23 protein-coding genes are annotated in these 24,575 nt (G+C 34.5%); 11 read left to right on the top strand and 12 right to left on the bottom strand.

The features are described 5' to 3' along the window. Positions 1-151 precede the first annotated feature (151 nt). The 7 genes from J8M14_RS18485 to nadD all read left to right on the top strand — a co-directional run bounded on the left by J8M14_RS18485 (position 152) and on the right by nadD (position 6,644). The gene (locus tag J8M14_RS18485) at positions 152-3,265 is read left to right on the top strand and encodes a glycosyl hydrolase (RefSeq protein ID WP_211076311.1); all 3,114 of its coding nucleotides are present in this window, start codon (positions 152-154) and stop codon (positions 3,263-3,265) included. Positions 3,266-3,309: 44 nt separating this feature from the next. Then, a complete protein-coding gene (locus tag J8M14_RS18490; protein WP_211076312.1) occupies positions 3,310-3,585 on the top strand; it encodes a hypothetical protein in 276 nt (91 codons plus the stop codon). Then, a complete protein-coding gene (locus J8M14_RS18495) occupies positions 3,575-3,865 on the top strand; it encodes a type II toxin-antitoxin system RelE/ParE family toxin (protein WP_211076313.1) in 291 nt (96 codons plus the stop codon). Before J8M14_RS18490 ends, J8M14_RS18495 begins: the two co-directional genes overlap by 11 nt. Next, the gene (locus J8M14_RS18500; RefSeq protein ID WP_211076314.1) at positions 3,866-4,417 is read left to right on the top strand and encodes a CopD family protein; all 552 of its coding nucleotides are present in this window, start codon (positions 3,866-3,868) and stop codon (positions 4,415-4,417) included. 153 nt (positions 4,418-4,570) lie between these two features. After that, on the top strand, positions 4,571-5,431 hold the full coding sequence (locus tag J8M14_RS18505) for a YicC/YloC family endoribonuclease (RefSeq protein ID WP_211076315.1): 861 nt from the start codon (positions 4,571-4,573) through the stop codon (positions 5,429-5,431). Then, a complete protein-coding gene (gene gmk / locus J8M14_RS18510; RefSeq protein ID WP_211076387.1) occupies positions 5,432-6,004 on the top strand; it encodes a guanylate kinase in 573 nt (190 codons plus the stop codon). Positions 6,005-6,062: 58 nt separating this feature from the next. Continuing rightward, positions 6,063-6,644, top strand: coding sequence for a nicotinate (nicotinamide) nucleotide adenylyltransferase (gene nadD / locus J8M14_RS18515; RefSeq protein WP_211076316.1), 582 nt, complete (start codon positions 6,063-6,065; stop codon positions 6,642-6,644). Here nadD and J8M14_RS18520 read toward each other — a convergent pair. The 5 genes from J8M14_RS18520 to J8M14_RS18540 form a co-directional block, all read right to left on the bottom strand. Continuing rightward, the gene (locus tag J8M14_RS18520; protein ID WP_211076317.1) at positions 6,641-8,227 is read right to left on the bottom strand and encodes a hypothetical protein; all 1,587 of its coding nucleotides are present in this window, start codon (positions 8,225-8,227) and stop codon (positions 6,641-6,643) included. The two genes, nadD and J8M14_RS18520, sit on opposite strands and share 4 nt — an antisense overlap. 94 nt (positions 8,228-8,321) lie before the next feature. Next, positions 8,322-8,906, bottom strand: coding sequence for a hypothetical protein (locus J8M14_RS18525; protein ID WP_211076318.1), 585 nt, complete (start codon positions 8,904-8,906; stop codon positions 8,322-8,324). Positions 8,907-8,991: 85 nt separating this feature from the next. Next, positions 8,992-9,771: an enoyl-CoA hydratase-related protein gene (locus J8M14_RS18530; RefSeq protein ID WP_211076319.1), complete on the bottom strand. Its 780-nt coding sequence runs from the start codon at positions 9,769-9,771 to the stop codon at positions 8,992-8,994. A gap of 30 nt (positions 9,772-9,801) precedes the next feature. Then, the gene (locus tag J8M14_RS18535; RefSeq protein WP_211076320.1) at positions 9,802-10,491 is read right to left on the bottom strand and encodes a hypothetical protein; all 690 of its coding nucleotides are present in this window, start codon (positions 10,489-10,491) and stop codon (positions 9,802-9,804) included. A gap of 39 nt (positions 10,492-10,530) precedes the next feature. After that, positions 10,531-11,985: a HAMP domain-containing sensor histidine kinase gene (locus J8M14_RS18540; RefSeq protein WP_211076321.1), complete on the bottom strand. Its 1,455-nt coding sequence runs from the start codon at positions 11,983-11,985 to the stop codon at positions 10,531-10,533. A 103-nt stretch (positions 11,986-12,088) separates the two neighbouring features. Here J8M14_RS18540 and J8M14_RS18545 point away from each other — a divergent pair, with 103 nt between their 5' ends. Next, positions 12,089-13,780, top strand: coding sequence for an ABC transporter ATP-binding protein (locus J8M14_RS18545; protein ID WP_211076322.1), 1,692 nt, complete (start codon positions 12,089-12,091; stop codon positions 13,778-13,780). A gap of 565 nt (positions 13,781-14,345) precedes the next feature. Here J8M14_RS18545 and J8M14_RS18550 read toward each other — a convergent pair. From J8M14_RS18550 to J8M14_RS18580, 7 genes are all read right to left on the bottom strand, one after another. Then, entirely contained in the window at positions 14,346-15,002 is a 657-nt protein-coding gene (locus J8M14_RS18550; RefSeq protein ID WP_211076323.1) for a CoA transferase subunit B, read from the bottom strand. Positions 15,003-15,029: 27 nt separating this feature from the next. Next, on the bottom strand, positions 15,030-15,671 hold the full coding sequence (locus J8M14_RS18555) for a peroxiredoxin (protein WP_211076324.1): 642 nt from the start codon (positions 15,669-15,671) through the stop codon (positions 15,030-15,032). Positions 15,672-15,710: 39 nt separating this feature from the next. Beyond that, positions 15,711-16,412 carry a CoA transferase subunit A gene (locus J8M14_RS18560; RefSeq protein WP_211076325.1) on the bottom strand — a complete coding sequence of 234 codons (702 nt, stop codon included), beginning with the start codon at positions 16,410-16,412 and terminating at the stop codon, positions 15,711-15,713. 98 nt (positions 16,413-16,510) lie between these two features. Continuing rightward, positions 16,511-18,847: a transglycosylase domain-containing protein gene (locus J8M14_RS18565; protein WP_211076326.1), complete on the bottom strand. Its 2,337-nt coding sequence runs from the start codon at positions 18,845-18,847 to the stop codon at positions 16,511-16,513. Positions 18,848-18,852: 5 nt separating this feature from the next. Beyond that, positions 18,853-19,344: a gliding motility lipoprotein GldH gene (locus J8M14_RS18570; protein WP_211076327.1), complete on the bottom strand. Its 492-nt coding sequence runs from the start codon at positions 19,342-19,344 to the stop codon at positions 18,853-18,855. Beyond that, positions 19,331-20,626, bottom strand: coding sequence for a regulatory iron-sulfur-containing complex subunit RicT (ricT, locus tag J8M14_RS18575; protein WP_211076328.1), 1,296 nt, complete (start codon positions 20,624-20,626; stop codon positions 19,331-19,333). Before ricT ends, J8M14_RS18570 begins: the two co-directional genes overlap by 14 nt. 149 nt (positions 20,627-20,775) lie before the next feature. Next, positions 20,776-21,807: a rhodanese-related sulfurtransferase gene (locus J8M14_RS18580; RefSeq protein ID WP_211076329.1), complete on the bottom strand. Its 1,032-nt coding sequence runs from the start codon at positions 21,805-21,807 to the stop codon at positions 20,776-20,778. Between the two features lie 590 nt (positions 21,808-22,397). On the opposite strand from J8M14_RS18580, the gene recA reads away from it, so the two are divergent. From recA to J8M14_RS18595, 3 genes are all read left to right on the top strand, one after another. After that, positions 22,398-23,405, top strand: coding sequence for a recombinase RecA (recA, locus tag J8M14_RS18585; RefSeq protein ID WP_211076330.1), 1,008 nt, complete (start codon positions 22,398-22,400; stop codon positions 23,403-23,405). Positions 23,406-23,571: 166 nt separating this feature from the next. Next, complete coding sequence (locus J8M14_RS18590; protein WP_247672698.1) at positions 23,572-23,994, top strand: hypothetical protein; 423 nt, start codon at positions 23,572-23,574, stop codon at positions 23,992-23,994. A 34-nt stretch (positions 23,995-24,028) separates the two neighbouring features. Further along, positions 24,029-24,574 carry an RNA polymerase sigma factor gene (locus J8M14_RS18595; protein ID WP_211076331.1) on the top strand — a complete coding sequence of 182 codons (546 nt, stop codon included), beginning with the start codon at positions 24,029-24,031 and terminating at the stop codon, positions 24,572-24,574. Position 24,575: the final 1 nt, after the last annotated feature.

The following is a 24,575-nucleotide window of genomic DNA, read 5'->3' on the forward strand; positions in this document are numbered from 1 at the left end:
AATAATAATGATGGCGCATACACCAAGGTTAAAATTACGTGAAAATCTTTCGGGATAATTTTTAATTCCTGATTTTAGTGCGCCATCAAATCTATTTCTTTGAATTTTTCTCAAAAATGTTAGGGTTTTTCAAACTAAAACTCAACATAACATGCATTTTCAATTCTCCAAAATCATACTTCTGATCTTTTTAGTTTTCGGAAGTATTTTTAGCATTAATTCGCAAACCTATAACTCAGCATTATACGACGCTCTGGAGTATCGATTAATTGGTCCATTCAGAGGTGGTCGAAGCGCTGCAGTGACCGGTGTTCCAGGAAAACCAAATCTATTCTATTTTGGAGCAACAGGTGGCGGAGTATGGAAAACAACAGATGGAGGACGCACCTGGGAAAATATCTCTGATGGGTTCTTTGGAGGTTCTATAGGCTCCATTTCTGTATCCAAAAGTGACCCTAATGTGATTTATGTTGGTGGTGGTGAGAAAACCCTTCGTGGTAATGTATCTTCGGGTTATGGAGTTTGGAAAAGTGTCGACGCAGGAAAAACTTGGGTTCAATCCGGATTGCCAAAAAGTAGACATATCCCTCGAATTGCTATTCATCCAACAAATCCTGATATTGTATATGCTGGAGTTTTAGGAAACATCTATAAACCAACTACAGATAGAGGTGTTTACAAAAGTATTGATGGTGGTAAAACCTGGAACAAAGTATTATTTGCTAATCAAGATGCTGGTGCTGTAGATTTAACTTTAGATCCTAATAACCCCAGAATATTATATGCTTCTACCTGGAATGCCAGAAGAACTCCTTATAGTTTAAGTTCTGGTGGAGATGGATCGGCTTTATGGAAAAGTACTGATAGTGGTAATACCTGGAAAGAAATCTCCAAAAACAAAGGTTTTGCCAAAGATACTCTCGGGATTATGGGCGTAACTGTTTCTCCTGTTGATAGTGAGCGAGTATGGGCAATTGTAGAAAATAAAGAAAAAGGTGGTGTGTATCGTAGTGATGATGGTGGTGACACCTGGAAACAATTGAATAGTGACCGAAGCTTACGTCAGCGTGCCTGGTATTATAGTCGAATTTATGCAGATCCAAAGGATAAAGATGTGGTTTACGTAGTAAATGTATCTTATCATAAGAGTAAAGATGGTGGGAAAAACTTTAGCGGTTTCAGAGCTCCTCATGGCGATCATCATGATCTATGGATCGCTCCTGAGAATCCAAAACGCATGATTATGGGTGATGATGGTGGTGCGCAAGTGACCTATGATGGTGGAGAAACCTGGAGCACGTATCACAATCAACCGACTTCTCAATTTTATCGTGTAACTACTGATAATAGTTTTCCGTATCGGATTTATGCAGCTCAGCAAGACAATTCTACAATACGAATTAATCATAGAAGTACCGGATTTTCTATATCAGAAGATGACTGGGAACGAACTGCCGGAGGAGAATCAGCTCACATCGCTATCGATCCAAAAGATAATGATATTGTTTATGGAGGAAGCTACGATGGATTCTTAACCAGAGTAAACCATAAAACTGAAACAGTTCGATCCATTAGTGTATGGCCTGACAACCCTATGGGACATGGGGCGGAAGATATGAAATATCGTTTTCAATGGAATTTCCCAATTATGTTCTCTAAACATAACCCCAATCGATTATATACATTCTCTAACCGAGTTCATGTTACCGAAAATGAAGGTCAGAGTTGGGATGTGATTAGTCCGGACTTAACTAGAAATGACCCCGAAAAACTAAAATCTTCAGGGGGACCAATTACTCAGGATAATACCTCGGTAGAATATTATTGTACGATTTTCGCTGCTACAGAAAGCCCTCTTAAAGAGGGGTTGTTATGGGTTGGTAGTGACGATGGACTAATTCATATCAGTCAGGATGGTGGGAAAACATGGAATAATGTTACACCTAAAGGAATGCCGGAGTGGATGATGATCAACAGTATAGAACCTAGCGCTTTTGATGAAGGCACTTGCTATATCGCTGGAACTAAATATAAATCAGGAGATTTTGCTCCTTATTTATACAAAACTATCGATTACGGGAAATCGTGGACAAAAATTACTAATGGAATCCAAACTGAACATTTTACACGTGTGCTTCGTGAAGACCCAAAACGAAAAGGGTTATTATACGCTGGAACAGAAACAGAAATGTACATTTCATTTAATAATGGTACTAACTGGCAATCTTTTCAGTTAAATCTTCCTATAGTACCAATTACGGATTTAACCATCAAAGACAATAATTTAATTGTGGCTACACAAGGAAGAAGTCTATGGATTATAGATGATTTAACTTTGATACACCAGCTAAATAATTCATTACAAAATAAGGACTATGTCCTTTTTAAACCGAAGTCAACCTATCGCATGCGCGGAGGAAGTGTCAAAGATTCAAAAACCGAAGGGACCAATCATCCAGCTGGAGTAATGACTTATTTCTATTTAAAGAATTTTGATAAAGAAAAAGATACGGTGTCCTTAACTTATTTTAATGCTAAAAATGATACTATCAAATCCTTTAGTACCCAAGCCGAAGAAGAAAAAGATAAGTTAAAAGATCTTGAGAAAGGTGCCAATCAATTCAATTGGAATATGAGAGGTGATGGTGCTGAAAAACTAAAAGGAATGATTCTTTGGTGGGCAAATCTTGATGGGCCAAAAGCCGTTCCAGGAAATTACAAGGTGAGTTTAGGCATTAACGGAAAAGAAGTTGCCAGACAATCTTTTACCATAGTAGCTGATCCTAGAGCAGAGGCTACTCCACAAGCTATGCAATCCCAGTATGATTTTATTACTAGTGTAAATAAAACCGTAGATCGCGCTCACAAATCGATTAAAAAAATTCGAAAAATCAATGAGCAGCTCAAATCATTTTCTACTCAATATAAGGACGATGAGAAAACAAAAGATCTAGTAAAAAAGGCTGAGGATCTCCAGAAACAATTTAGCGAAATCGAAAAAGCTTTATATCAGACCAAAAACCGTAGTAATCAAGATCCATTGAATTTCCCAATCAAATTGACCAATAAGCTTGGGCACCTTAACTCCTTGGTAGGTATGGGAGATTTTGGGCCAACTGCTCAAGACATTGAGGTCAAAAACGAATTAACTAAACAGATCGAGAAGCAATTACAGAGTTTTGACAAGCTAATTTCAGAAGAAATTAAAAACTTTAATACAGAATTCAATACTCTGCAGCTTAATTATCTTTTTGTCGAGGAGTAATTATAGAACTCTTCTGTATTTTTATTATTCACTATATTTGATATATGGATATTCATCAAATAAAACTAGAATTGATTAAGCGCATTTTGGATTGTACTGATATCAATATCCTAAACCAAATTGAAAACATCTTAGAAAATCATAATAGTGATTTGGTAATGGAACCTGAAGAAGCTTATAAAATGAAATCTATTGACTTAATTCCCGAATCTCACTACCTGCTTTTAGAGGAAGACCGTAAAAGACATCTTAATGGCGAGACAAAAGGCTCTTCCTGGGATGAAGTAGAAAAGCGCCTTAGGGAAAAATATGATTTATAAACTTATTCTAAAGCGCAGAGCTGAGATAGAATTGGAAGATGCGATCGAATGGTATAATTCTTTATCTAAAGGATTAGGTTTTCGATTTTTAAATAGCGTAAGATCTGAAATTAATTACATTCAAAAATTTCCAAAACATTTTCAAATTTCAAAAAATACTTTCCGCCAAGCTCCAATTCAAAGATTTCCTTTTATAATAGTATATGAGATTGAAAATAACACAATCATTGTTTATTCAATCTTTAATACAAATCAAAACCCAATTAAAAAACCAGGATAGATGCTCGAATACTATAACTACATAAAATCCCTACACTTGATCTTTGTGATTACCTGGTTTGCAGGGCTTTTTTATATCCCCAGATTATTTATTTATCATATTGAAGCAGCACAGAAACCTTCACCAGATAGAGAAATACTTGAAAAACAGTTTAAATTAATGACCAAGCGTCTTTGGTTCATCATCACCTGGCCTTCGGCGATATTAGCTACGTTATTCGCTATCTGGTTACTAATTTTAATGCCAGCCTGGTTACAACAACCTTGGATGCATGTAAAATTGGGGTTTATAGTATTACTTTTCGCCTACCATCTAAAATGCCATCATATCTATAAGCAGCTCCAAAATGATATCATCAGATGGTCTTCCAACCAAATGAGAATGTGGAATGAAGGCTCAACAATTATTCTTTTTGCAGTAATTTTTCTTGTTGTCGTGCGAGATGCGGTAAACTGGATTTACGGGGTAATAGGTATTATATCTCTGGCAGTTTTACTAATGATGGGGATCAAACTGTATAAAAGAATCCGGAATAAAAATCCCGAAGCTTAACCCTCCTCTATCTACCTCAGGCGGACATCTCCCTATTAAAGGGGTGAGAAGGTTATAATTCTCTTCTATGATCAGAAATAGTAACAGACTCTTGATTCTACATTCTGCATTCGTAATTAGTTTGTATCTTCGTGCAACTTTTAGCATAATTCTATGATCAAATCTATGACCGGTTTTGGGAAGTCTATTCTTCAACTTCCTACCAAAAAAATCACTATTGAAGTTAAATCTCTTAATAGCAAGAACCTAGATCTCAACGCCCGTATTCCTTCACAATACCGTGAAAAAGAACTAAAAATGAGAAACACTATTGCCAAAACTTTAGAAAGAGGGAAAGTAGATTTTGGATTGTTCGTGGAAATTACTGCAGAGGAAACTTCAACAAAAATTAATGAGGCAGTTGTTAAGGATTATATCAAACAACTAGAATCCATTCACAATTCAGGAGAAACCACTGAATTTATGAAGATGGCAGTTCGCATGCCTGATGCTTTAAAAACTGTTAGAGAGGAAATTGACGAAGAAGAGTTTAAAGCGATCGAAAAATCACTTAAAGAAGCGCTTGATGCCATAGAAGATTACAGAGTTGACGAAGGTAAAGCCTTGGAAAAAGATTTCACCCTTCGCATTAAAAATATTGGAGAATTATTAGAGAAAGTAATACAGATGGATCCGGAACGCATGGAGGTCGTTAGAGAACGATTACATAAGGCAGTTTCTGATTTAAAAGAAGAAGTGGATCAAAATCGTTTTGAGCAGGAATTGGTGTATTATTTAGAGAAATTTGATATTACCGAGGAAAAAGTCAGACTGGCTAATCACCTGGAATATTTTACTACAACCCTAAATTCTCCAGATTCCAATGGTAAAAAACTAGGATTTATCACTCAGGAGATCGGTCGAGAAATCAATACCATTGGGAGTAAATCTAATTACGCTCCGATGCAACAACTGGTGGTGCAAATGAAGGATGAGCTCGAAAAAATTAAGGAACAACTACTAAACGTATTGTAAATCATGGAAGGTAAGCTTATTGTACTTTCGGCACCGTCCGGAAGTGGAAAAACTACTTTAGTCAGGGATCTACTCAACAAAGAAGAATTAAATCTAGGATTTTCTATTTCTGCAGCCTCCCGAGAGCCTCGAGGTGCAGAAGTTCACGGAAAAGATTATTACTTTTTATCTCTAAGAGAGTTTAAAGACAAAATAAAAGCTGATGAATTTCTGGAGTGGGAAGAAGTATATCGAGATAACTTCTATGGGACTTTAAAAACCGAAGTACAACGTCTTTGGGATCATGGTAAACATGTGATTTTTGATATTGATGTAGTGGGTGGTTTGGATATCAAAAGGATTTATCCTAATCGTACACTAGCTATTTTTATAAAACCTCCAAGTATTGAAGAGCTGAAAATTCGTCTCAAAAAACGCAAAACTGAATCCGAGGATAAAATCAATATGCGTGTTGCTAAAGCATCCACAGAAATGGCTACTGCACCCCAATTTGATGCCATCATAACTAACGATGATCTCGAAAAAGCAAAAGCAGAAGTGTATCAGTTGGTGAAGAAGTTTTTATTGAACTAGGGTGTAATTGTAATAAAAAGATTCCCGTCTACACGGGAATGAAAAAGAATTCTTTTTCATGAAAAAAATCGGATTATATTTTGGAACTTTTAATCCAATACATATTGGTCATTTAGCCATTGCTAATCAAATGGCGGAATATTCTGATCTTGATGAAATATGGATGGTAGTAACACCCCATAATCCTTTTAAAAAGAAAAGCTCATTACTTGATAATCATCATCGATATGAGATGGTGTATCGCGCTACCGATTCATACGCTAAACTTAAACCAAGTGATATAGAATTTAAGCTACCGCAACCTAATTATACAGTAAATACTTTAGCTCACCTTCAGGAGAAGTATCCTAATGATCAATTTAACCTGATCATGGGAGAAGATAACTTGAAAAGCTTCCATAAATGGAAAAACTATGAAGTAATTTTAGAGAATCATCATATCTACGTATATCCACGTATCTCAGAAGGAAAAACTGAAGCTCAATTCAAAGATCATCCAAAAATTCATCGGGTTGATGCGCCAATCATGGAAATCTCCTCAACTTTTATCCGTAAAGCTATCGCAGAAGAGAAAAATATTCGCCCTTTATTACCTAAAGAAGTATGGGAGTATATTGATGAAATGAATTTTTATAACTAATCGAAGCTTAACTTCATTAGTTGTTTTTTCTTTTCTTTAGGGTTATTCCCAAATAATAACAATTCCTTCAATTCCTTATCATGATAACCACTTCTCACCATAAAACTATTCGCTCCGTCTTTGTATGGTTTTATGTTGTTTTCTATCACATTGCCTTGTGAATCTACAGTTATTAAAACAAGGTTAAGTTTTCTTTTTCCAGAACTTTTAAATTTTACTTTGTCGCCTTTTTTTCCTTCTTTCTTCTTTTTATAATTAAATAAATAATGGATTTTACTATCATTATAAATATTTAGTACAGAATTATAATTAGATGATTGTGGTGCGTCAAATTGATTCTTATCTATTAACGTACAGGCTTTTACTTTGCCTTCATCAGTAAACCTTAGTGTTAATATTCCTCCATGATAATCCATTGGCACACTATTTTGTCCATTGGATTGCTGATATCTATAATACTCTTCTGCAACTAATAAAAAATCATTTTCTTCTGTTTTATAAAGATTCTTTAATCGAAAATTAAACAAATACTTATTATTAAAACTATTCGAAAACATTCCGTTAAAAAGTCCCTTTCCAGGTAAATTATCATTTAGCAAACCTTGCTTTACAGGGATCAAAAATTTATTTGACACTTCAAAATTCTCATGATCTACTTCAAAAAAAGCCAAGCCTCTTTGAAATTTTTGTTCCATGTTTTGATAGCAAGTTATGAGATATATCTTATCACCTATTAACTTAGGATATAAACTGCCAACATAACCTCCTCCTATTTTCAGATTCAGTGATTTTTTATTAGAATTATTTAGTTTATAAACCTCAAAATTCAATTCCTGTCCTTTAGATTTTTTAAATCCAAGATTTGGATAATATCTCCCAACTAAATAAACAGATTGATCTTGTTCATTAATCGACATATTATCATACGCAAAGCTTTTATCTTTTGTTTTTAAAGCTATCTCGTTATGATGTATTTGATTAAATTTATTGTCAAACAAAAAGGTATTATGATACTCTGACTCTTTTGCCTTAATACTGAAATTCAATCCAATAATTTTTTTGTTTTCCGAAACAATGAATTTGACAAAGTTATTTTCCAAATCTTCTCGATCCCGATCAAAAAAGTCAAGAATTTCTCCATATTTTTCATTTAGATTAAACGAAAAAAATTCATTTTCAGTAAAACTAAAATTATCTAGTTCAGCAGTCTTGGCGATTAGTTTTACAGTTCTATTTCTCAACCTGGCAAGGTTTGTCTTGCCTTCTATAATGTGCAACTTGTTTTCGAGTATAAAGGCATATAAGATTTTGGTTTTTTTATCACCATACTTAGAAAGTTTAAGCATATTCAGATTTTTGTCATAATGTTCAATGAAAAAACCTTTTGGTTTAAACCCTCCTATTGTAGATGAATAGTCAGGCCTTATCAATACATACCCTCCCTGATTGTCTTTTATTGTGAAATCAAGATATGTGTGTTTCTTTTCTTCAAAAAACATTTTGCCTTCATTAACAGTAAATTGTTCCTGAGAAAGTAATGTGGTTGTAATTAGACAGAAAAGTAAAAAGCTTAAGTATTTCATTGCGATTCGAATATTTCAATCGCTAAAATAATTAAAGTGATATTATATTACCCTATCCTTTCTGGGTAGTATCTTAGATATATACTTTAAATTGTTATTCATCTTCTTCAAAATTAGCTTTTATCCTTTTGATCAATCGATGTACACGATCGCTCCCACCAGCAATAATACCAGCGGTAAGAATGATATCAATAGACTGAACCAATGTCAGCTGTGTCTCTGATGCCCCTGAATTTAAGGAAGTTTCGAATAAAAAACCTGACAATATTCTGAACCCGGAAAACGCCAGCAATAATCCTATTCCGAAGTTAATAATCAGTATTCTCTGTTTTCTTTTTAAGCCTCTGGTAATATTTTGCCCTTCTAGTTCAATTTTTTCACTTAGCAGTTTGTCTTTAGTTGCTTGTTCCAGAGTTTCGTTTTCTACCTCCTTACAAATATCAGCGATACGTTGTTTGCGTTGCATTTTATTTTTTTCATCAGGATCATTGACAAAAATCTCTATAAATTGCTCCACAATTAACATCACCACGGTTATATAACCCAGCACTGCTATAATATTGGTAGGGGTTAACTGAGATAAATCTAATGCAGGCAATTGATCTTTTAGAAAAATAAATGCTCCAACGGTAACTGCTATTAAAATAAGTGCTATAGGGTTTTTATAAAGCGCTTTCATCGGTATAGGTGGTTTAAGAGTATATGTATAAAGATAAAAAAATCAACTACACAAAATACAGGTAAACAACTGAATCTATACCAGCCTATTTCCCCGGAAAATCCGCTTTTCGTTTTTCTAAAAACGCGGTAGTACCTTCTTTAAAATCTTCTGTACCAAAACAGTTTCCGAATTGTTCAATTTCAACATTAAAACCATTTACACCATCTTCATAAGCAGCATTTACTGATTTAATTGCGGCTCCAATGGCAACAGAAGAATTTCTCATGATTTTACCAGCTAGTTTTTCTGCTAACGGCACTAATTCTTCTAATGAAGTTACATGGTTAACCAAACCGTATTGTAATGCTTGATTAGCATCTATCATTCCTGCAGTCATAATCATTTCCATAGCTCTACCCTTGCCTACTAATTGTGGTAACCGTTGTGTTCCACCATACCCCGGAATTACACCTAAAGAAACTTCTGGTAGTCCCATTTTTGCATTATCACTGGCGATCCTGAAATGTGCAGCCATGGCCAGTTCTAGCCCTCCACCAAGTGCAAAACCATTAACTGCCGCGATCACAGGAGTAGAAAGGTTCGCTACGTAGTCAAATAACAGCTCTTGCCCTTTTGCAGCCAGTTTTCCACCTTCTGATACAGAAAAATCAGCAAATTCACTTATATCTGCGCCCGCAACGAATGCTTTTTCTCCGTTTCCGGTAATGATAATCACTTTAGTATCAGCATCCACATCCGCCACTCTAAAGGCTGCGTGTAGTTCTTGAATCGTTTCTTTATTTAATGCATTTAATTTAGACGGACGATTAATGGTAATAGTAGTAATTCCGTCGTTTTGTGAGGTGATAATATTTGTATACATGGTTTTAAATATTGTTTTTATAATTTTCTTCTAATCTAATTCTTCTTCTATATGCTGTTTCAAGAGCTTCATCTTTTCCTCAACCAATTCATATTTCCTTAATTTGTAATTTCTATTGGTTTCTAACCGCCATAAATAACTGAAAATTTCATTTTTTTGACTAGGAGATATTTCGATTGGCTGTCTAATTTCAACCAATTGGCCTTTTTCGTCAAAAACCATATAATCTTTAAGAATATCATTCATAAGGATAAAATAATTAGAAAAAGACTTCATTTCATCAACATCATCTTCAATTATAGTAATAATCTTATAATAAAAATCATATAGTGTTATAATCTCGAACCTCAATGAATCTTTCTTTACAGTTTTAAGACCGCTTGCCTTTAATGATTCATATCCAGATTGATTTACAATAGGCGCATAATCCCTAAACAGAAGTACATATGCTAATGCTATAGAATCCTGATTAACCTTTTTATTTTGAAGCAAATCCCTAAACATTTGGGTAACTTTAAGGCTGGTAGTATGACCATATTTATTTCCACTAAAATCTTTTAAGTCTAATTCAATACCATTTCTTATTTCTTTAAGGATTTTTTCTTCAGAAAAGTTTTCTGCTCTATTATCATTACATTTATTAAGGGTAAATGCCGATAGCACTGCAATAAATATAGATAGAAACTCAAAAACGTATTTTTTCCACTCTATTTTTTTCACAAATACAAAGAATATTTTAAAGAATTATTGAAAAACGAGTTATTGTTCTCTAGGGAACTTAACTTTAAAGACAGTTCCTTTATCTTGCTGAGAAGTAAAGGTAATACTTCCGTTGTAGGTTTCCACAATATTTTTTACCATTCCTAACCCAAGTCCCATTCCACTGGATTTTGTAGTAAATTTTGGTTCAAAAATCTTCTTCTTATTTTCTTCTGTGATTCCTACTCCATTATCAGCTACAGTAATGACAACTTCGCCATTTTCAGAAAATACATCTACGATAATTTTTGGTGTTCGATCTTCCGGAATTGCTTGTATAGCATTTTTAACCAAATTAGTAACCACCCGTATTAGCTGAGTTCTGTCGAATTTGGCAATAATTTCTTCTTTTTCTGAAGGGAAAATAATATAATCTTCATTGAAGATATCTAATGCAAGCCCCACAATTTTAATTACATCTAAAGTTTCGCTTTTTTGCGCAGGCATTTGTGCAAAATTCGAAAATGCTGAAGCGATAGAACTCATAGTATCAATCTGTTGAATCAAGGTGTCACTATATTCCTTAATCTTTTGTTCAATGCCAGGGTCCTGAGGGTCGAATTTTCGTTGAAAACTCTGAACTGTTAGACGCATCGGGGTAAGTGGGTTTTTTATTTCGTGAGCAACTTGCTTTGCCATTTCTCTCCATGCAGCTTCTCGTTCACTTTTGGCCAACATTGCCGCGCTCTGTTCCAACTCGTCAATCATACTATTATAAGCGCTGACCAAAGAATGAATTTCATCACTGGCATCACCAATTTCAATTCTTTTGTTTCTTTTATCTAATCGAGTTTGGTCCAAAGTATCAGAAATTGTTTTCAGCGATCTAGTGATGTATTTAGATAAAAAATATGCTAAAAAAATCGCAATGACCAACATTATTAAATATACCTGCCCTACACGTTGTAAAAATTCTAAAAGTTCTCTTGTGATCAAATCATTATCTTCAAAATATGGAAGATTTAGTATCGCAAGTGGTTTTGAAGTTTTGTCTGTGATATAGGTATAGGAAGATATTACTTTGGTATCACCTCTCTGGGATTCGACAAGATATCGTTTATCATATTGATTAGAAAGGCTATCGATAATTACAGCGCTTAGTCGTACCGTATCTTTCACAAAAGTGGTTTCGGACTTGAGCATCAACTTCCCTGAAAGGTCATAAATATTAATAGGTAATGAGTGTTCTTCAGAAATTTGATATATCCTTCCTTTATATCTAAAGATTTTTGCAATGTTTTCTTCGGTAACCGGATATGTAGTACTTTTTAGAACATTATCAATAGAAACCGCGATCTGTTGTTCTTTCCGTTCCAGTCGATCTTGATGATATTCTTCTGCCTCTTCCTTATATTGATACACAGATACAACTGCTATTAATACAGAAGCTAACAATACCAATGCAGTCATCGAGATAAAAATCCGGGTTCGTAAGGAGAGTTTGAGTAGCTTCATATTAAATATCGTTTGTAAATATAACAAATATCACACCAAAATAGTTTTAAAAAGAAATCTTCAAAACCTATAGAATTTCCTAACTTTACCAGACGTATATACTATGGATAATTCAGTTTTACTTTCTGTTAAAAATTTAAACCTTGCTTTTTCTTCTGAAGGAAATACAAACCAAGTTTTATATGATGTTTCTTTTGACATCCACACTAACGAAATACTCGGGGTAGTTGGAGAATCCGGGAGTGGTAAATCTGTAACTTCACTGGCCATTTTAGGATTATTACCTAAAAAAACAGCCACTATTCCTGAAGGAAATGTGATTTATGATGGTAAATCATTACTTAACCTGGAAGAAAAGGAATTTAGAACTATTCGAGGCAATGAAATTGCAATGATATTTCAGGAACCCATGAGTTCTCTAAACCCTTCTATGAAATGTGGAAAACAAGTTACTGAAATTTTGCTTCAGCATACTAAATTGTCTAAAGCTGAAGCCAAAACTGAAGCACTTCTTTTATTTGAAAAAGTAAGGCTTCCGGATCCAACAAGAGCTTTTGATTCTTATCCACATCAATTAAGTGGAGGTCAGAAGCAGCGTATTGTAATTGCCATGGCTATTGCTTGTAAACCAAAATTACTTATTGCGGATGAACCTACAACAGCTCTGGATGTAACTGTTCAGAAAGAGATCATAAAATTATTAAAAGAGTTACAACTAGAATACAAAATGAGTATTCTCTTTATCTCTCATGACCTTTCTTTAGTTTCTGAGATCGCAGATCATGTCTTAGTGATGTATCAAGGTAAAATGGTCGAATATGGTAATACAGATCAAATATTCCATGACCCACAAGAAGAGTATACTAAGGCGTTAATTAACGCAAGACCTTCATTGGACAAGCGATTAAAGAAATTGCCGACGATTGCTGATTTTCTTAAAGAAGAAAAAACAATTCAAGAAGTAATTACTAAAACTCAACGTGAAGAATATCATAAAGAACTCTACAAAAATCCACCACTGTTAGAAGTGATTAATGTAAAAAAAATATATTTTTCTAAAGTTGGATTATTCCGTAAAAAGGAATTTAAAGCAGTTGATCAAGTAAGCTTTAAACTATATGAAGGCGAAACCCTTGGTTTGGTTGGTGAATCGGGTTGTGGTAAATCTACTTTGGGTAATACTATACTCCAACTGGATAAAGCTAATAGCGGAAAAGTAATATACAAGGGGCAAGATATTACCCAGCTAAAATCATCTCAGATTAGAACTTTGCGTAAAGAGATTCAACTAATTTTTCAGGATCCTTTTGCCTCTCTTAATCCCAGATTACCTGTCGGGAAAGCTATCATGGAACCTATGAAAGCGCATAAGTTATATGCTAACGATGCTGAAAGAAAAGAAAAAGTGATTGAACTACTAAAACGTGTAGGTTTGGATGCAGTTCATTTTAATCGATACCCACACGAATTTAGTGGTGGCCAACGCCAGCGTATTGGTATTGCCAGAACTATTGCTTTGCAACCTAAATTAATAATCTGTGATGAATCTGTTAGTGCTCTGGATATATCGGTTCAGGCACAAGTTCTGAATTTACTTAATGAATTAAAAGATAACTTTGGTTTTACCTATATTTTTATTTCTCACGATTTGGCTGTTGTAAAATATATGTCTGATCAATTATTGGTCATGAATAAAGGTAAAATCGAAGAGCGTGGAGATGCGGATGATATCTACAAAAATCCTAAAAAAGCATATACCCAAAAATTAATTAATGCTATTCCTAAAGGCATGTAACATTTTTCTGAAGCTGGTTTAATTTTTGGCATTAAAAAAACCTGTTAAGCTTATAAGTCTAACAGGTTTCATTCATCGCGACTTGGGGGAAGTGCGATTAATTAACAACAAAAAATCACATCAACAAAAATACTTTCTTAGCTAGGTACATACAATTAGAAATCAATTCTAAAGTTGGTTTAACTGTTTTCTGTAGACGATTCATACGTTTTTTCATAATAGGGCAAATATGTGTGGTTAAAAACTCAATTTATTTTAAAACAATACCTCAATAATAAGTATCATTTTTTAGGGAGCACTAATATGCAAATTATTTTCTTTAATCACGTTTAAGTACACATTAAATCGACAAAAAACACAAAATTTTAACGTTTGTTAACATTATTGATGATTTTACAGCTTAAAGTAAAGGTTTAGGTGTATAGAAGAATTGTTGAAAGTGTAGTATTTTTCTTTCAAAATAAGGTATTCTAAGTCTGTTAACATAAAACGTAAACTTTTCTAATTTATTATTCGTAGTTAGATTAAAAGTAAACGTTGATCTGTAAAAAGAATTTGATTATTATCAGTCCAGCATCATTTCAGGAATATCTCCATCAATAACTAGATTCCCTTCAGTAGCATTCTGAATTTCTTCAACACTAACTCCAGGTGCTCTTTCGAGAAGTTTAAATCCTTTTTCAGTAATTTCCATTACTGCCATATTAGATACTACCTTCTTAACACAATTTACACCAGTTAAGGGTAGTGAACATTCTTTAAGTAATTTAGATTGCCCTGCCCTATTGGTATGCATCATGGCCACAATAATATTTTCTGCACTAGCTACCAGATCCATAGCTCCACCCATTCCTTTTACCATTTTACCCGGAATCTTCCAGTTAGCGATATCACCGTTTTCTGCGACTTCCATTGCACCAAGAATAGTCAAATCTACATGTTGCCCCCTAATCATACTAAAACTCATCGCAGAATCAAAAAAAGATGCTCCAGGCATTGTGGTGATAGTTTGTTTACCTGCATTTATGATATCTGCATCCTCTTCTCCTTCAAAAGGAAAAGGCCCCATACCCAAAACACCATTCTCACTCTGAAATTCCACCTCAATCCCTTCAGGAATATAATTGGCGACCAATGTGGGTATACCGATCCCTAGATTTACGAAGTAACCGTCTTTTAATTCTTTTGCGATTCGTTTTGCAATTCCCTTTTTATCTAGCATGCTTAATTCTATATTTTAGAATAAATATTAATTCAAATTAGGTTGTGGTGTCATTCTTAGATAAGGTTTGATCTCTTTATGCCCCTTAGGAAATAGTTCTGCTATTTCATCATTAGTAACTGAAGGAACAATGACACAATCCTCTCCTTGATTCCAATTTGCCGGCGTTGCTACTTTATGATAAGCAGTTAACTGCAGTGAGTCAATTACCCGTAATAATTCGTCGAAATTTCTACCTGTAGAGGCAGGATATATAATCGTTAGTTTGATTGTTTTATCCGGCGCAATTATAAACACTGAACGTACAGTTAACTGACTATCAGCATTAGGGTGAATCATATCATATAATTCTGATACTTTTCTATCTTCATCTGCAATGATTGGAAAATTCACAGTAGTTTTTTGCGTTTCATTTATGTCTTTGATCCAACCGTGATGAGAATCCAATCCATCTACACTCAATGCAGCTACTTTTACATTGCGTTTATTAAATTCTTCAGTGTACTTAGCTACTGTACCTAATTCTGTGGTACAAACCGGAGTATAATCTGCGGGATGTGAAAACAACACTCCCCAGCTATCTCCTAGCCAATTATGAAAATTAATTTCTCCTTCTGTAGTTTGTGTAGTGAAGTTTGGTGCTTCATCTCCTAGTCTTAATGCCGCCATGATTTATGTTTTTAGATTTTAAAAGTAATTTTTAAGATATTATGACCTTTTTCTAACAGTACGCTGTTCAATCCTTTTTTCATATCTTTCCCCCTGAAAAATACGTTGTACAAAAATTCCGGGGATATGTACATGATCAGGATCCAAAGTACCGGCTGGAACTAATTCTTCTACCTCAGCAACCGTAATTTTTGCTGCTCCAGCCATGCAAGGATTAAAGTTTCTTGCTGTTCCCTTAAAAATTAGATTACCTGCTTCATCACCCTTCCAGGCTTTTACGAATGCAAAATCAGCTTTAAAAGCTTGTTCCAGAATATACATTTTACCATTAAACTCTCTGGTTTCTTTACCTTCTGCAACTTCGGTTCCATACCCAGCTGGTGTATAAAAAGCTGGAAATCCACCCTGAGCAGCACGACAGCGTTCAGCAAGGGTTCCTTGCGGGATTAACTCCACATCAAGTTCACCGCTAAGCATCTGTCGTTCAAACTCATCATTTTCTCCCACATAAGAAGAAACCATTTTTTTGATTTGTTTTTTCTGAAGTAAAAGCCCTAAACCAAAATCGTCTACTCCGGCATTGTTAGAAATGCAGGTAAGCCCGTTGACATTAAGTTTAGCTAATTCTGAGATAGCATTTTCCGGAATACCACAAAGCCCAAAACCTCCAAGCATTAACGTCATGTTGTCTTTTACGCCTGATAAAGCTTCGGTCACTCCGCTAACCGTTTTACGAATCATAGTGTTCTAATTTTAGCAGCTTAAAAGTACTAAAAAAACGCAACTATATCGTTTGAAATTTGGGAAGTTTTACAAATATTTAAGGAATAGATTTCTGACTAAAAACTAAAATCCTCTTCCGGATTATCATCGTCTTTAATTGTCTTTTTGAAATTATCACAATCGACTTCGATAGTTAGTTTTTCAGGTTTTACAAAATCCTCTTTGGACACCTTTAACGTTTTATCCGCATAACACTTTTGCATATATAATGCCCAAATTGGTAATGCCATGGTAGCACCCTGACCAAATTCTGTATTTTTAAAGTGAGTTGCACGATCATCTGCTCCTACCCAAACACCTGTACACAAGTTTGGAACAATCCCCATAAACCAACCATCACTTTGATTCTGAGTAGTACCAGTTTTACCGGCAATCGGATTATCAAATCCATATGGATGGCCAGTTACTACATTTTTAATAGAATATCGATTAGATGGCCCTGTTCTCAGCCTAGTACCCGATCCTGATCTTGTTACCCCTTCCATAAGATTAATGGTAACATAAGCTGCTTCTTTACTAATTACATCACGAGTCTCCGGAACAAATTGATACAACAACGCACCGTTTTTATCTTCGATACTAGTAATCATTACAGGCTTATTGTATATCCCTTGATTCGCAAAAGTACTATACGCACCTACCATTTCTGATAATTTTAAATCTACTGATCCTAAAGCTATGGATGCTACTGCTAAAATATCGGATCCTACACCCGCTTTCTTTGCCAACCTTACTATTGGATCCGGACCAATTCGATCCATTAATCGAGCAGAAGTAGTATTAACAGACTGCGCCAACGCATCTTTAAGACTTATATATCCTGTATAATCCGCATCACTATTTTTTGGAGTCCAATCTTCATCAACTACCCCATGAGTTCCTATGGGAATTGTAATCTGTGATTTTGGTAATGTATCGCAAGGTGATAATTTTAACTGATCAATAGCTGTTGCATATACAAATGGTTTAAAGGTAGATCCAACTTGACGAGCCCCTTGATATACATGGTCATATTGAAAATGTTTATAATTTACACCTCCAACCCACGCTTTTACATGTCCAGTTTGAGGTTCCATAGACATTAACCCTGATCTTAGATATTTTTTATAATATAAAATAGAGTCCCTAGGTGTCATTATCGTATCAATCTCACCTTTCCAAGAAAATACTTTCATTTCGGTTTTCTGATCAAAAGAAGCTACAATCTCCTCTTCACTTTTGCCTTGCTCTAACATTTTAGCTCTACGAGCAGAACTTCTGATAGCCCTTCTCATAATTCCCTCAACTTCAGGCTTAGTAAGACTTCTGAAAGGTGATGTTTTATTATTTTTTTCTTGTAAATCAAATTCCTTCTGAAGATTTGCCATATGCTCTTTTGTAGCCTCTTCAGCATATTTCTGCATTCTGGAATCTATGGTAACATTAATACGTAGACCATCGCTATAAATATTATAATAATCTGTTTCTCCATCTTCGTTTACACCTTTTGGATTATTCTTTACCCATTTACCCATCCAACTCCTTACAAATTCTCTGAAATATGTTGCTGTACCATCAGAATGTCCTTCTGGAGCATAATCCAGTTTTAAAGGTATTTGTTGCAAACTATCTTTTGCTTGATCGGTAATATATCCATACTTAGCCATTTGACTTAAGACAGTGTTCCTTCTGTTTTGAACTCTTTCTGGTCTACGAATTGGATTAAAAAGAGATGAGTTCTTTAACATTCCCACTAACGTTGCTGCTTCTTCAATTTTCAGATCCTTTGGAGTATCTCTATTGAAGTAAATTCTCGAAGCTGAACTTATACCAATAGCCTGATTCAAGAAATCATATTTATTGAGATACATCGTCATGATCTCATCCTTAGTATATTGTCTTTCTAAGCGTGTTGCTATGACCCATTCTTTTATTTTCTGAGTATATCTACGCCAGCTTTTCGATCTTTTCTTAGTAAAAAGCAATTTTGCCAGCTGTTGTGTAATAGTACTAGCTCCTCCTTTAGTTCCTAAGAAAGCAAATGCTCTAACGGTTCCTCTGGCATCAATCCCGGAGTGGTCGTAATAACGCGCATCTTCTGTAGCCACTAAGGCTTCAACCAGATGTTTTGAAAGATCTTCGTAATTTACAGGAGTTCTATTTTCTTTAAAAAAAGTACCTATTTGTTTCCCATCTGAAGAAATAATCTGTGTAGCCAAGTCATTCTGAGGATTTTCTAACTCCTCGAATGTGGGCATCTCTCCAAAAAATCCCCAGCTAGCAAATAAAAATAATAGGACAACTAATAATATACCACTACCGAAAAGGATCCAAAACCCTTTAATGTATTTAAGGATATTTATTTCAGGTAACTTTGATGTTTTTTTCTTTGATTTGGGTGTTGCTTTTGCCATTTTTTTTAAGGTTTTTGGGCAGATTCTATTCTAAAACCAACGTCTGTAATTCCTTCTAATGAATTTATTCCTAAAATTTCGCCATTTTTACGCATAGCATGCTGCAAAGTAATAATATATTCTCCATCTTCGGTAAAACTAACATTTTCTTTATACCATAACTTGTTTTCTTTAAGATCAGTAAATCCAGTTCCAAGCCAACTCCCATTGGGAGCAGCCATTTGATATTCTAGCGTATCTGTAACTACTTTTCCATTTGGAAATTTCATTTTACTAATCAAGAATAAGTTGCTGTATTTATAGGAGTTATCATTACGTACGTTAATGAATAAATTATATGTTTTACTCGTGTCTAATTCAGGTAATGCAAAACTGATTTCTTCATCCTTTTCCCAAGATTCGGAAACTGTTTGATATTCATCAAAAACCCGATTATCATCACAAGAAACAAGACCTAAGAAAGCAATTATAATAATAACCAGCTTAAGATTTGTCATTATTGTTTCTCCGTTGTTGTGGTTTGCGCCTTTTATTTCGTTGATTTTTTGATTTATTTGAGTTCTTGTTTTCAGTGTTTCCACCTTTTGATTTATTTGCTGTAGCAGTAACCTTTTGTTTTTGAGGAGCAGGTTTACCCGTGGTATTCTTTTTCTTATTACGGTTTCTTCTTCTCTTGTTACTACGTTTCGGTTTATCAAATCTAGTTAAACTATCTTGTCCTACAACGTTCTCAAAATTGGTTTTAGTATCCTCGATAAGGTCAGAAGCATACTCCTCTAGACTTGCTACCTTTTCATTATTATTGTTTGCTACAATGATCTCATTAGCATCTTCTGTAGAAATTTTATGCCAATGCATCCACTCCCCTTCATATGCATACCATAAGAATCCCTTAAAAATATCAATCTTTTGACATACTGCTGTACCTTTTTCGGTTTGAAGTTTGGTTTCCGTTTTCGGAAAATCCTTCAATGCATCAATATAAGCGTCCAATTCATAATTTAAACAGCACTTTAACTTACCACACTGACCAGCAAGTTTTTGAGGATTCAATGACAATTGTTGATACCTTGCGGCACTTGTATTTACGGATCTAAAATCTGTTAACCAAGTAGAACAACACAACTCACGCCCACAAGACCCTATACCTCCCAGCCTTGCAGCTTCCTGGCGGAAACCTACCTGGCGCATCTCTATTCTTGTACTGAATTCATGAGCAAATTCTTTAATCAATTGCCTAAAATCCACCCGCTCTTCGGCAGTATAATAGAAAGTGCATTTAGATCCATCTCCCTGAAACTCAATATCAGAGATTTTCATCTGTAATTGCAATCTAATTGCAATTTCTCTGGAGCGAACTTTTATAGTTTCTTCACGATCTCGGGCTTTCTGCCAGATATCGATATCTTTTTGAGAAGCTTTTCTGTATATCTTTTTAACATCCTCGCCATCAACCTCTACTTTTTTCTTCTTCATCTGGATTCTCACCAACTCACCGGTTAGCGTAACGATACCTACATCATGACCCGGAGAAGCCTCTGTAGCAACAATGTCTCCGATACTTAAAGATAGATTTTCTGTATTCTTGAAGAAAGCTTTTCGGCCGTTTTTGAATCTTACCTCGACACAATGAAATGGAGCCACACCACTAGGAAGTGACATATTTGACAACCAATCAAAAACTGTTAATTTATTACAACCATCGGTACCACATGTACCATTATTCTTACATCCTTTAGGTTGTCCGTCTTTACCGGAAGAACAACTACTGCACCCCATATGTCCTTATATATTGAAATTTGCCTGTAATAAAAATCACAGCAAATATGGTTCTTACTCAAGTCAGAAATCTATTATGTTTCTAACATCTTAATTGCTAAAGATACTATGAAAAAACGTATTTGCCATAGCATCTAAAATATTTTATATTAGTTCTTGTATTTCAAGGCTTCAGAGCGGCCTTTTTTGAATATTTTATTACTATTTCCTTTTCCTCTTCGCAAAGCCTTTTGTTCTTCAAATGGTAGTCTGTTAATTTCCATACATGCTGTAGAACAACAATTCTCCATTTGAGCAGCACACTCCTCGCACTGAATAAATAAAAGATGACAAGCTTCATTCTCACAATTTACGTGGGTATCGCAGGGTTTTCCACATTGATGACAGTTCGCAATTACATCATCACTAATTCGTTCTGATCTTCTATGATCAAAGACAAAGTTTTTACCCAGAAATTTGTTATCCAACCCTTGTGCTTCTACTTGTCTTGCGTATTCTATAATACCTCCCTCGAGTTGAAATACATTTTTAAACCCTTTATGCTTATAATACGCACTTGCTTTTTCACAACGAATTCCTCCTGTGCAATACATCACAAGTTTCTTATCTTCCTTATGATCTTTCAGATCTTCTTCTATGATATCCAAGGAGTCTCTAAACGTGTCTACATCAGGTGTTACAGCATTTTTAAAATGACCTATCTCACTTTCATAGTGATTACGCATATCCACCAAAACTGTATCCGGATCTTCTATCAACTCATTAAACTTAGAAGCATCTACATGCACCCCTTTATTTGTAACATCAAAGGTGTTATCATCTAATCCATCAGCCACAATTTTGTGGCGAACCTTTACTTTTAGTTTTAGAAAAGATTTTGTGTCTTGTTCTCTAGCGATATTCAGACGTACATTTTCCAGAAATGAAATACTATCCAAATGTTTTTTGAAAGCCATGAAATTAGGCGCTGGAACAGATAATTGACCATTAATTCCTTCTTTAGCTACATAAATACGACCAAGAACATCAAGTTCGTTCCAATGAATAAAAAGGTGGTTTCTAAAAAGTTCAGGATTACCGATATGTGCATATTGATAGAAAGATAGCGTGAGCCTTTCGGTACCGGCCTCGTCAATAAGAGCCGCTCTTTCCTTTGCACTTAATTTATTGTACAGTTGCATGCTATACTAATTTTTTAAGTTAAAAAGAATTCAATTTTTTTGCAAAAATACAAATCGTCGTTTGATATGCAAGAATAAGCAGTGTTTTTGAGGTTTCCTACCAATAAAAAATGCCTTGAAACCACTTCAAGGCATTTTTTGGACTAATTCGTTATTTATTAATTTATCTAAAAAATATAAATAACGAAGCTAGCCACCCTCGACAATACAATTACTAATTGTAACTGTACAACCATTTAGGTTATTTCTTATCACTCTTTTAAGAAATTTCATCGTACATCTTCCTCTACATTAGTTCATGTTTGCTTTTAATGGTTAGATGCAAGACTTTAAATAAGGTTGCGTCACAGCAACAAAATTTTTAATCTTAACAAAACTAACCCTTATTAAATTGTTCTAAACACCTAGTATATATAGCTAAGATCAAACTCTGAATTGTGAAATCACTTTGATTTATTAATCTAAATTCTAGGCCAATTATATAAGTTTTTTTGTTGATAACCATTTTAAAATCCAAATGGTAACTACAAAAAGAAATAGTATTTTAGCAGACATTTACATAATAATTTCAATCAGATATTTGAGCAAAAATGGGTACGGAAAAAGATGCAAAGCTAAAAGCGTTAAAACTAACTTTAGATAAACTAGATAAAGCATACGGTAAAGGAACTGTAATGAAAATGGGCGATAGCGCCGTTCAGGAAGTTGATGTGATTCCTACCGGTTCTTTAGGTCTGGATTTGGCACTTGGTGTTGGAGGATATCCCAGAGGTCGAGTTGTGGAAATATATGGGCCAGAATCTTCTGGTAAAACTACTTTAACACTTCACGCTATTGCCGAAGCTCAAAAAGCTGGAGGTATTGCAGCTTTTATTGATGCAGAACACGCTTTTGATCGTTTTTATGCAGAAAAATTAGGAGTTGATATTGACAATCTAATCATTTCTCAACCTGATCATGGAGAACAGGCTTTAGAAATTGCAGATAACTTAATTCGTTCAGGGGCTATTGATATTATTGTAATAGATTCTGTAGCTGCCTTGACTCCAAAAAGTGAGATCGAAGGTGAGATGGGAGATTCTAAAATGGGGCTTCACGCAAGGTTGATGTCTCAGGCACTACGAAAACTAACAAGCTCTATCAGCAAAACTAATTGTACAGTAATCTTTATCAACCAGCTTCGTGAAAAAATAGGCGTTATGTTTGGTAATCCAGAAACTACGACCGGTGGTAATGCTTTAAAATTTTATGCTTCCGTACGTTTAGATATTCGTCGTTCTGCACAAATTAAAGATAGTAATAGTGAAGTAATGGGTAATAAAACCCGGGTAAAGGTTGTGAAAAACAAAGTAGCTCCTCCTTTCAGAATGGCAGAATTCGATATTATGTATGGAGAAGGAGTATCAAAAACCGGAGAGATTATTGACGTAGGTGTAAATTATGAAATCGTCAAAAAGAGTGGATCTTGGTTTAGCTATCAGGATACTAAACTTGGTCAGGGACGTGATGCAGTAAAATCTTTACTTAATGACAATCCGGAACTAATGGAAGAACTGGAAGAAAAAATCAAAGAAGCTATAAAAATTATAAAAGAATAAGCTTATTCTGATATAAAAACTAAAAATCCCGATGCTATCAAGTATCGGGATTTTTTATACCTTTTACCTGGATAATATAAATTTAAGACCCATGATACGCAACCATATTTTGATATGGTCATCTATTCTATAGTATTAGGCATATAATACCCTAAAGTTATATCTAATGAATAAAATCAAAATAATATTAGCCCTATTGATAACAATTTGTTTTTCAGGGTGTTCTCTCGATGATGATAGTGATATCAACTTCACTTATCAATTAGTTCCCGTAGAATCTGTGGATATTCCGGATCAATTTACCAGAGGAGAAACTGTAAAAATTACTACTTCTTATTTCAGACCTTCAACTTGTCATTCCTTTTCAGGATATGAATATGACAGACTAGGTAACGAACGTACTGTAGCCGTAGTCAATGTAGTTGTGGAGACTGGTTCTTGTGAAGACCTTGGGCAAACAGAACTTGTAGAAGCATCACTTAACTTTTTTGTAGGATCAGAAGATTCTTATGTTTTTAGGTTTTGGCAAGGAAGAAATGATCAGGGAGAAAATCAATTTTTAACCATTGAAGTTCCTGTAGTACAGTAGTTATTAATCACACGAATCAAAATAAAAGCTATAGGTGAGTTTAGACCAACTCATAAAAAAATGTAAACGCCAAGATCCTAAGGCGCAAGAACAGTTGTATAGATTATTTAGTAGTAAATTGTTCTCAATTTGCCTGAAATATTCTAATGACTACTCTAGTGCAGAAGATACATTGCAAGATGCTTTTATAACGATTTTTGACAAAGTTGAACAATTCAAGAGTCAGGGATCTTTTGAGGGTTGGATGAAACGTATTACCATAAATACAGCGCTTCAGAAATATCGCAAACAAAAAGTTTTTGAGATTATTAATGAAGAACAAATTGAAGAAGTAGATGTAGAAATTGATGAAGACGATATTTCATTAGATTATCTATTGAAAATCATTCAACAATTACCGGATCGATATCGATTAGTGTTTAATTTATATGTGTTAGATGGCTACTCGCATAAAGAAATAGCAGAAATGTTAGATATTTCTATTGGGACCTCTAAATCTAACCTGGCCCGGGCTCGAAATATCTTAAAAGAAAAAATTGAAAGTAATCGCGAACCATGTGTTCAATCAATTAAAGGATGAA

It is taken from the genome of Aquimarina sp. MMG016, assembly GCF_018100805.1.
GTDB lineage: Bacteria > Bacteroidota > Bacteroidia > Flavobacteriales > Flavobacteriaceae > Aquimarina.

Coding starts and splice junctions, on each gene's coding strand:
- J8M14_RS18570 (WP_211076327.1), bottom strand. CDS start 19,344: ATGACAAATCTTAAGCTGGTTATTATTATAATTGCTTTCTTAGGTCTT.
- J8M14_RS18485 (WP_211076311.1), top strand. CDS start 152: ATGCATTTTCAATTCTCCAAAATCATACTTCTGATCTTTTTAGTTTTC.
- J8M14_RS18490 (WP_211076312.1), top strand. CDS start 3,310: ATGGATATTCATCAAATAAAACTAGAATTGATTAAGCGCATTTTGGAT.
- J8M14_RS18550 (WP_211076323.1), bottom strand. CDS start 15,002: ATGCTAGATAAAAAGGGAATTGCAAAACGAATCGCAAAAGAATTAAAA.
- J8M14_RS18500 (WP_211076314.1), top strand. CDS start 3,866: ATGCTCGAATACTATAACTACATAAAATCCCTACACTTGATCTTTGTG.
- recA (WP_211076330.1), top strand. CDS start 22,398: ATGGGTACGGAAAAAGATGCAAAGCTAAAAGCGTTAAAACTAACTTTA.
- ricT (WP_211076328.1), bottom strand. CDS start 20,626: ATGGGGTGCAGTAGTTGTTCTTCCGGTAAAGACGGACAACCTAAAGGA.
- nadD (WP_211076316.1), top strand. CDS start 6,063: ATGAAAAAAATCGGATTATATTTTGGAACTTTTAATCCAATACATATT.
- J8M14_RS18530 (WP_211076319.1), bottom strand. CDS start 9,771: ATGTATACAAATATTATCACCTCACAAAACGACGGAATTACTACTATT.
- J8M14_RS18580 (WP_211076329.1), bottom strand. CDS start 21,807: ATGCAACTGTACAATAAATTAAGTGCAAAGGAAAGAGCGGCTCTTATT.
- J8M14_RS18545 (WP_211076322.1), top strand. CDS start 12,089: ATGGATAATTCAGTTTTACTTTCTGTTAAAAATTTAAACCTTGCTTTT.
- J8M14_RS18590 (WP_247672698.1), top strand. CDS start 23,572: ATGAATAAAATCAAAATAATATTAGCCCTATTGATAACAATTTGTTTT.
- J8M14_RS18565 (WP_211076326.1), bottom strand. CDS start 18,847: ATGGCAAAAGCAACACCCAAATCAAAGAAAAAAACATCAAAGTTACCT.
- J8M14_RS18560 (WP_211076325.1), bottom strand. CDS start 16,412: ATGATTCGTAAAACGGTTAGCGGAGTGACCGAAGCTTTATCAGGCGTA.
- J8M14_RS18495 (WP_211076313.1), top strand. CDS start 3,575: ATGATTTATAAACTTATTCTAAAGCGCAGAGCTGAGATAGAATTGGAA.
- J8M14_RS18505 (WP_211076315.1), top strand. CDS start 4,571: ATGATCAAATCTATGACCGGTTTTGGGAAGTCTATTCTTCAACTTCCT.
- J8M14_RS18555 (WP_211076324.1), bottom strand. CDS start 15,671: ATGGCGGCATTAAGACTAGGAGATGAAGCACCAAACTTCACTACACAA.
- J8M14_RS18525 (WP_211076318.1), bottom strand. CDS start 8,906: ATGAAAGCGCTTTATAAAAACCCTATAGCACTTATTTTAATAGCAGTT.
- J8M14_RS18540 (WP_211076321.1), bottom strand. CDS start 11,985: ATGAAGCTACTCAAACTCTCCTTACGAACCCGGATTTTTATCTCGATG.
- J8M14_RS18520 (WP_211076317.1), bottom strand. CDS start 8,227: ATGAAATACTTAAGCTTTTTACTTTTCTGTCTAATTACAACCACATTA.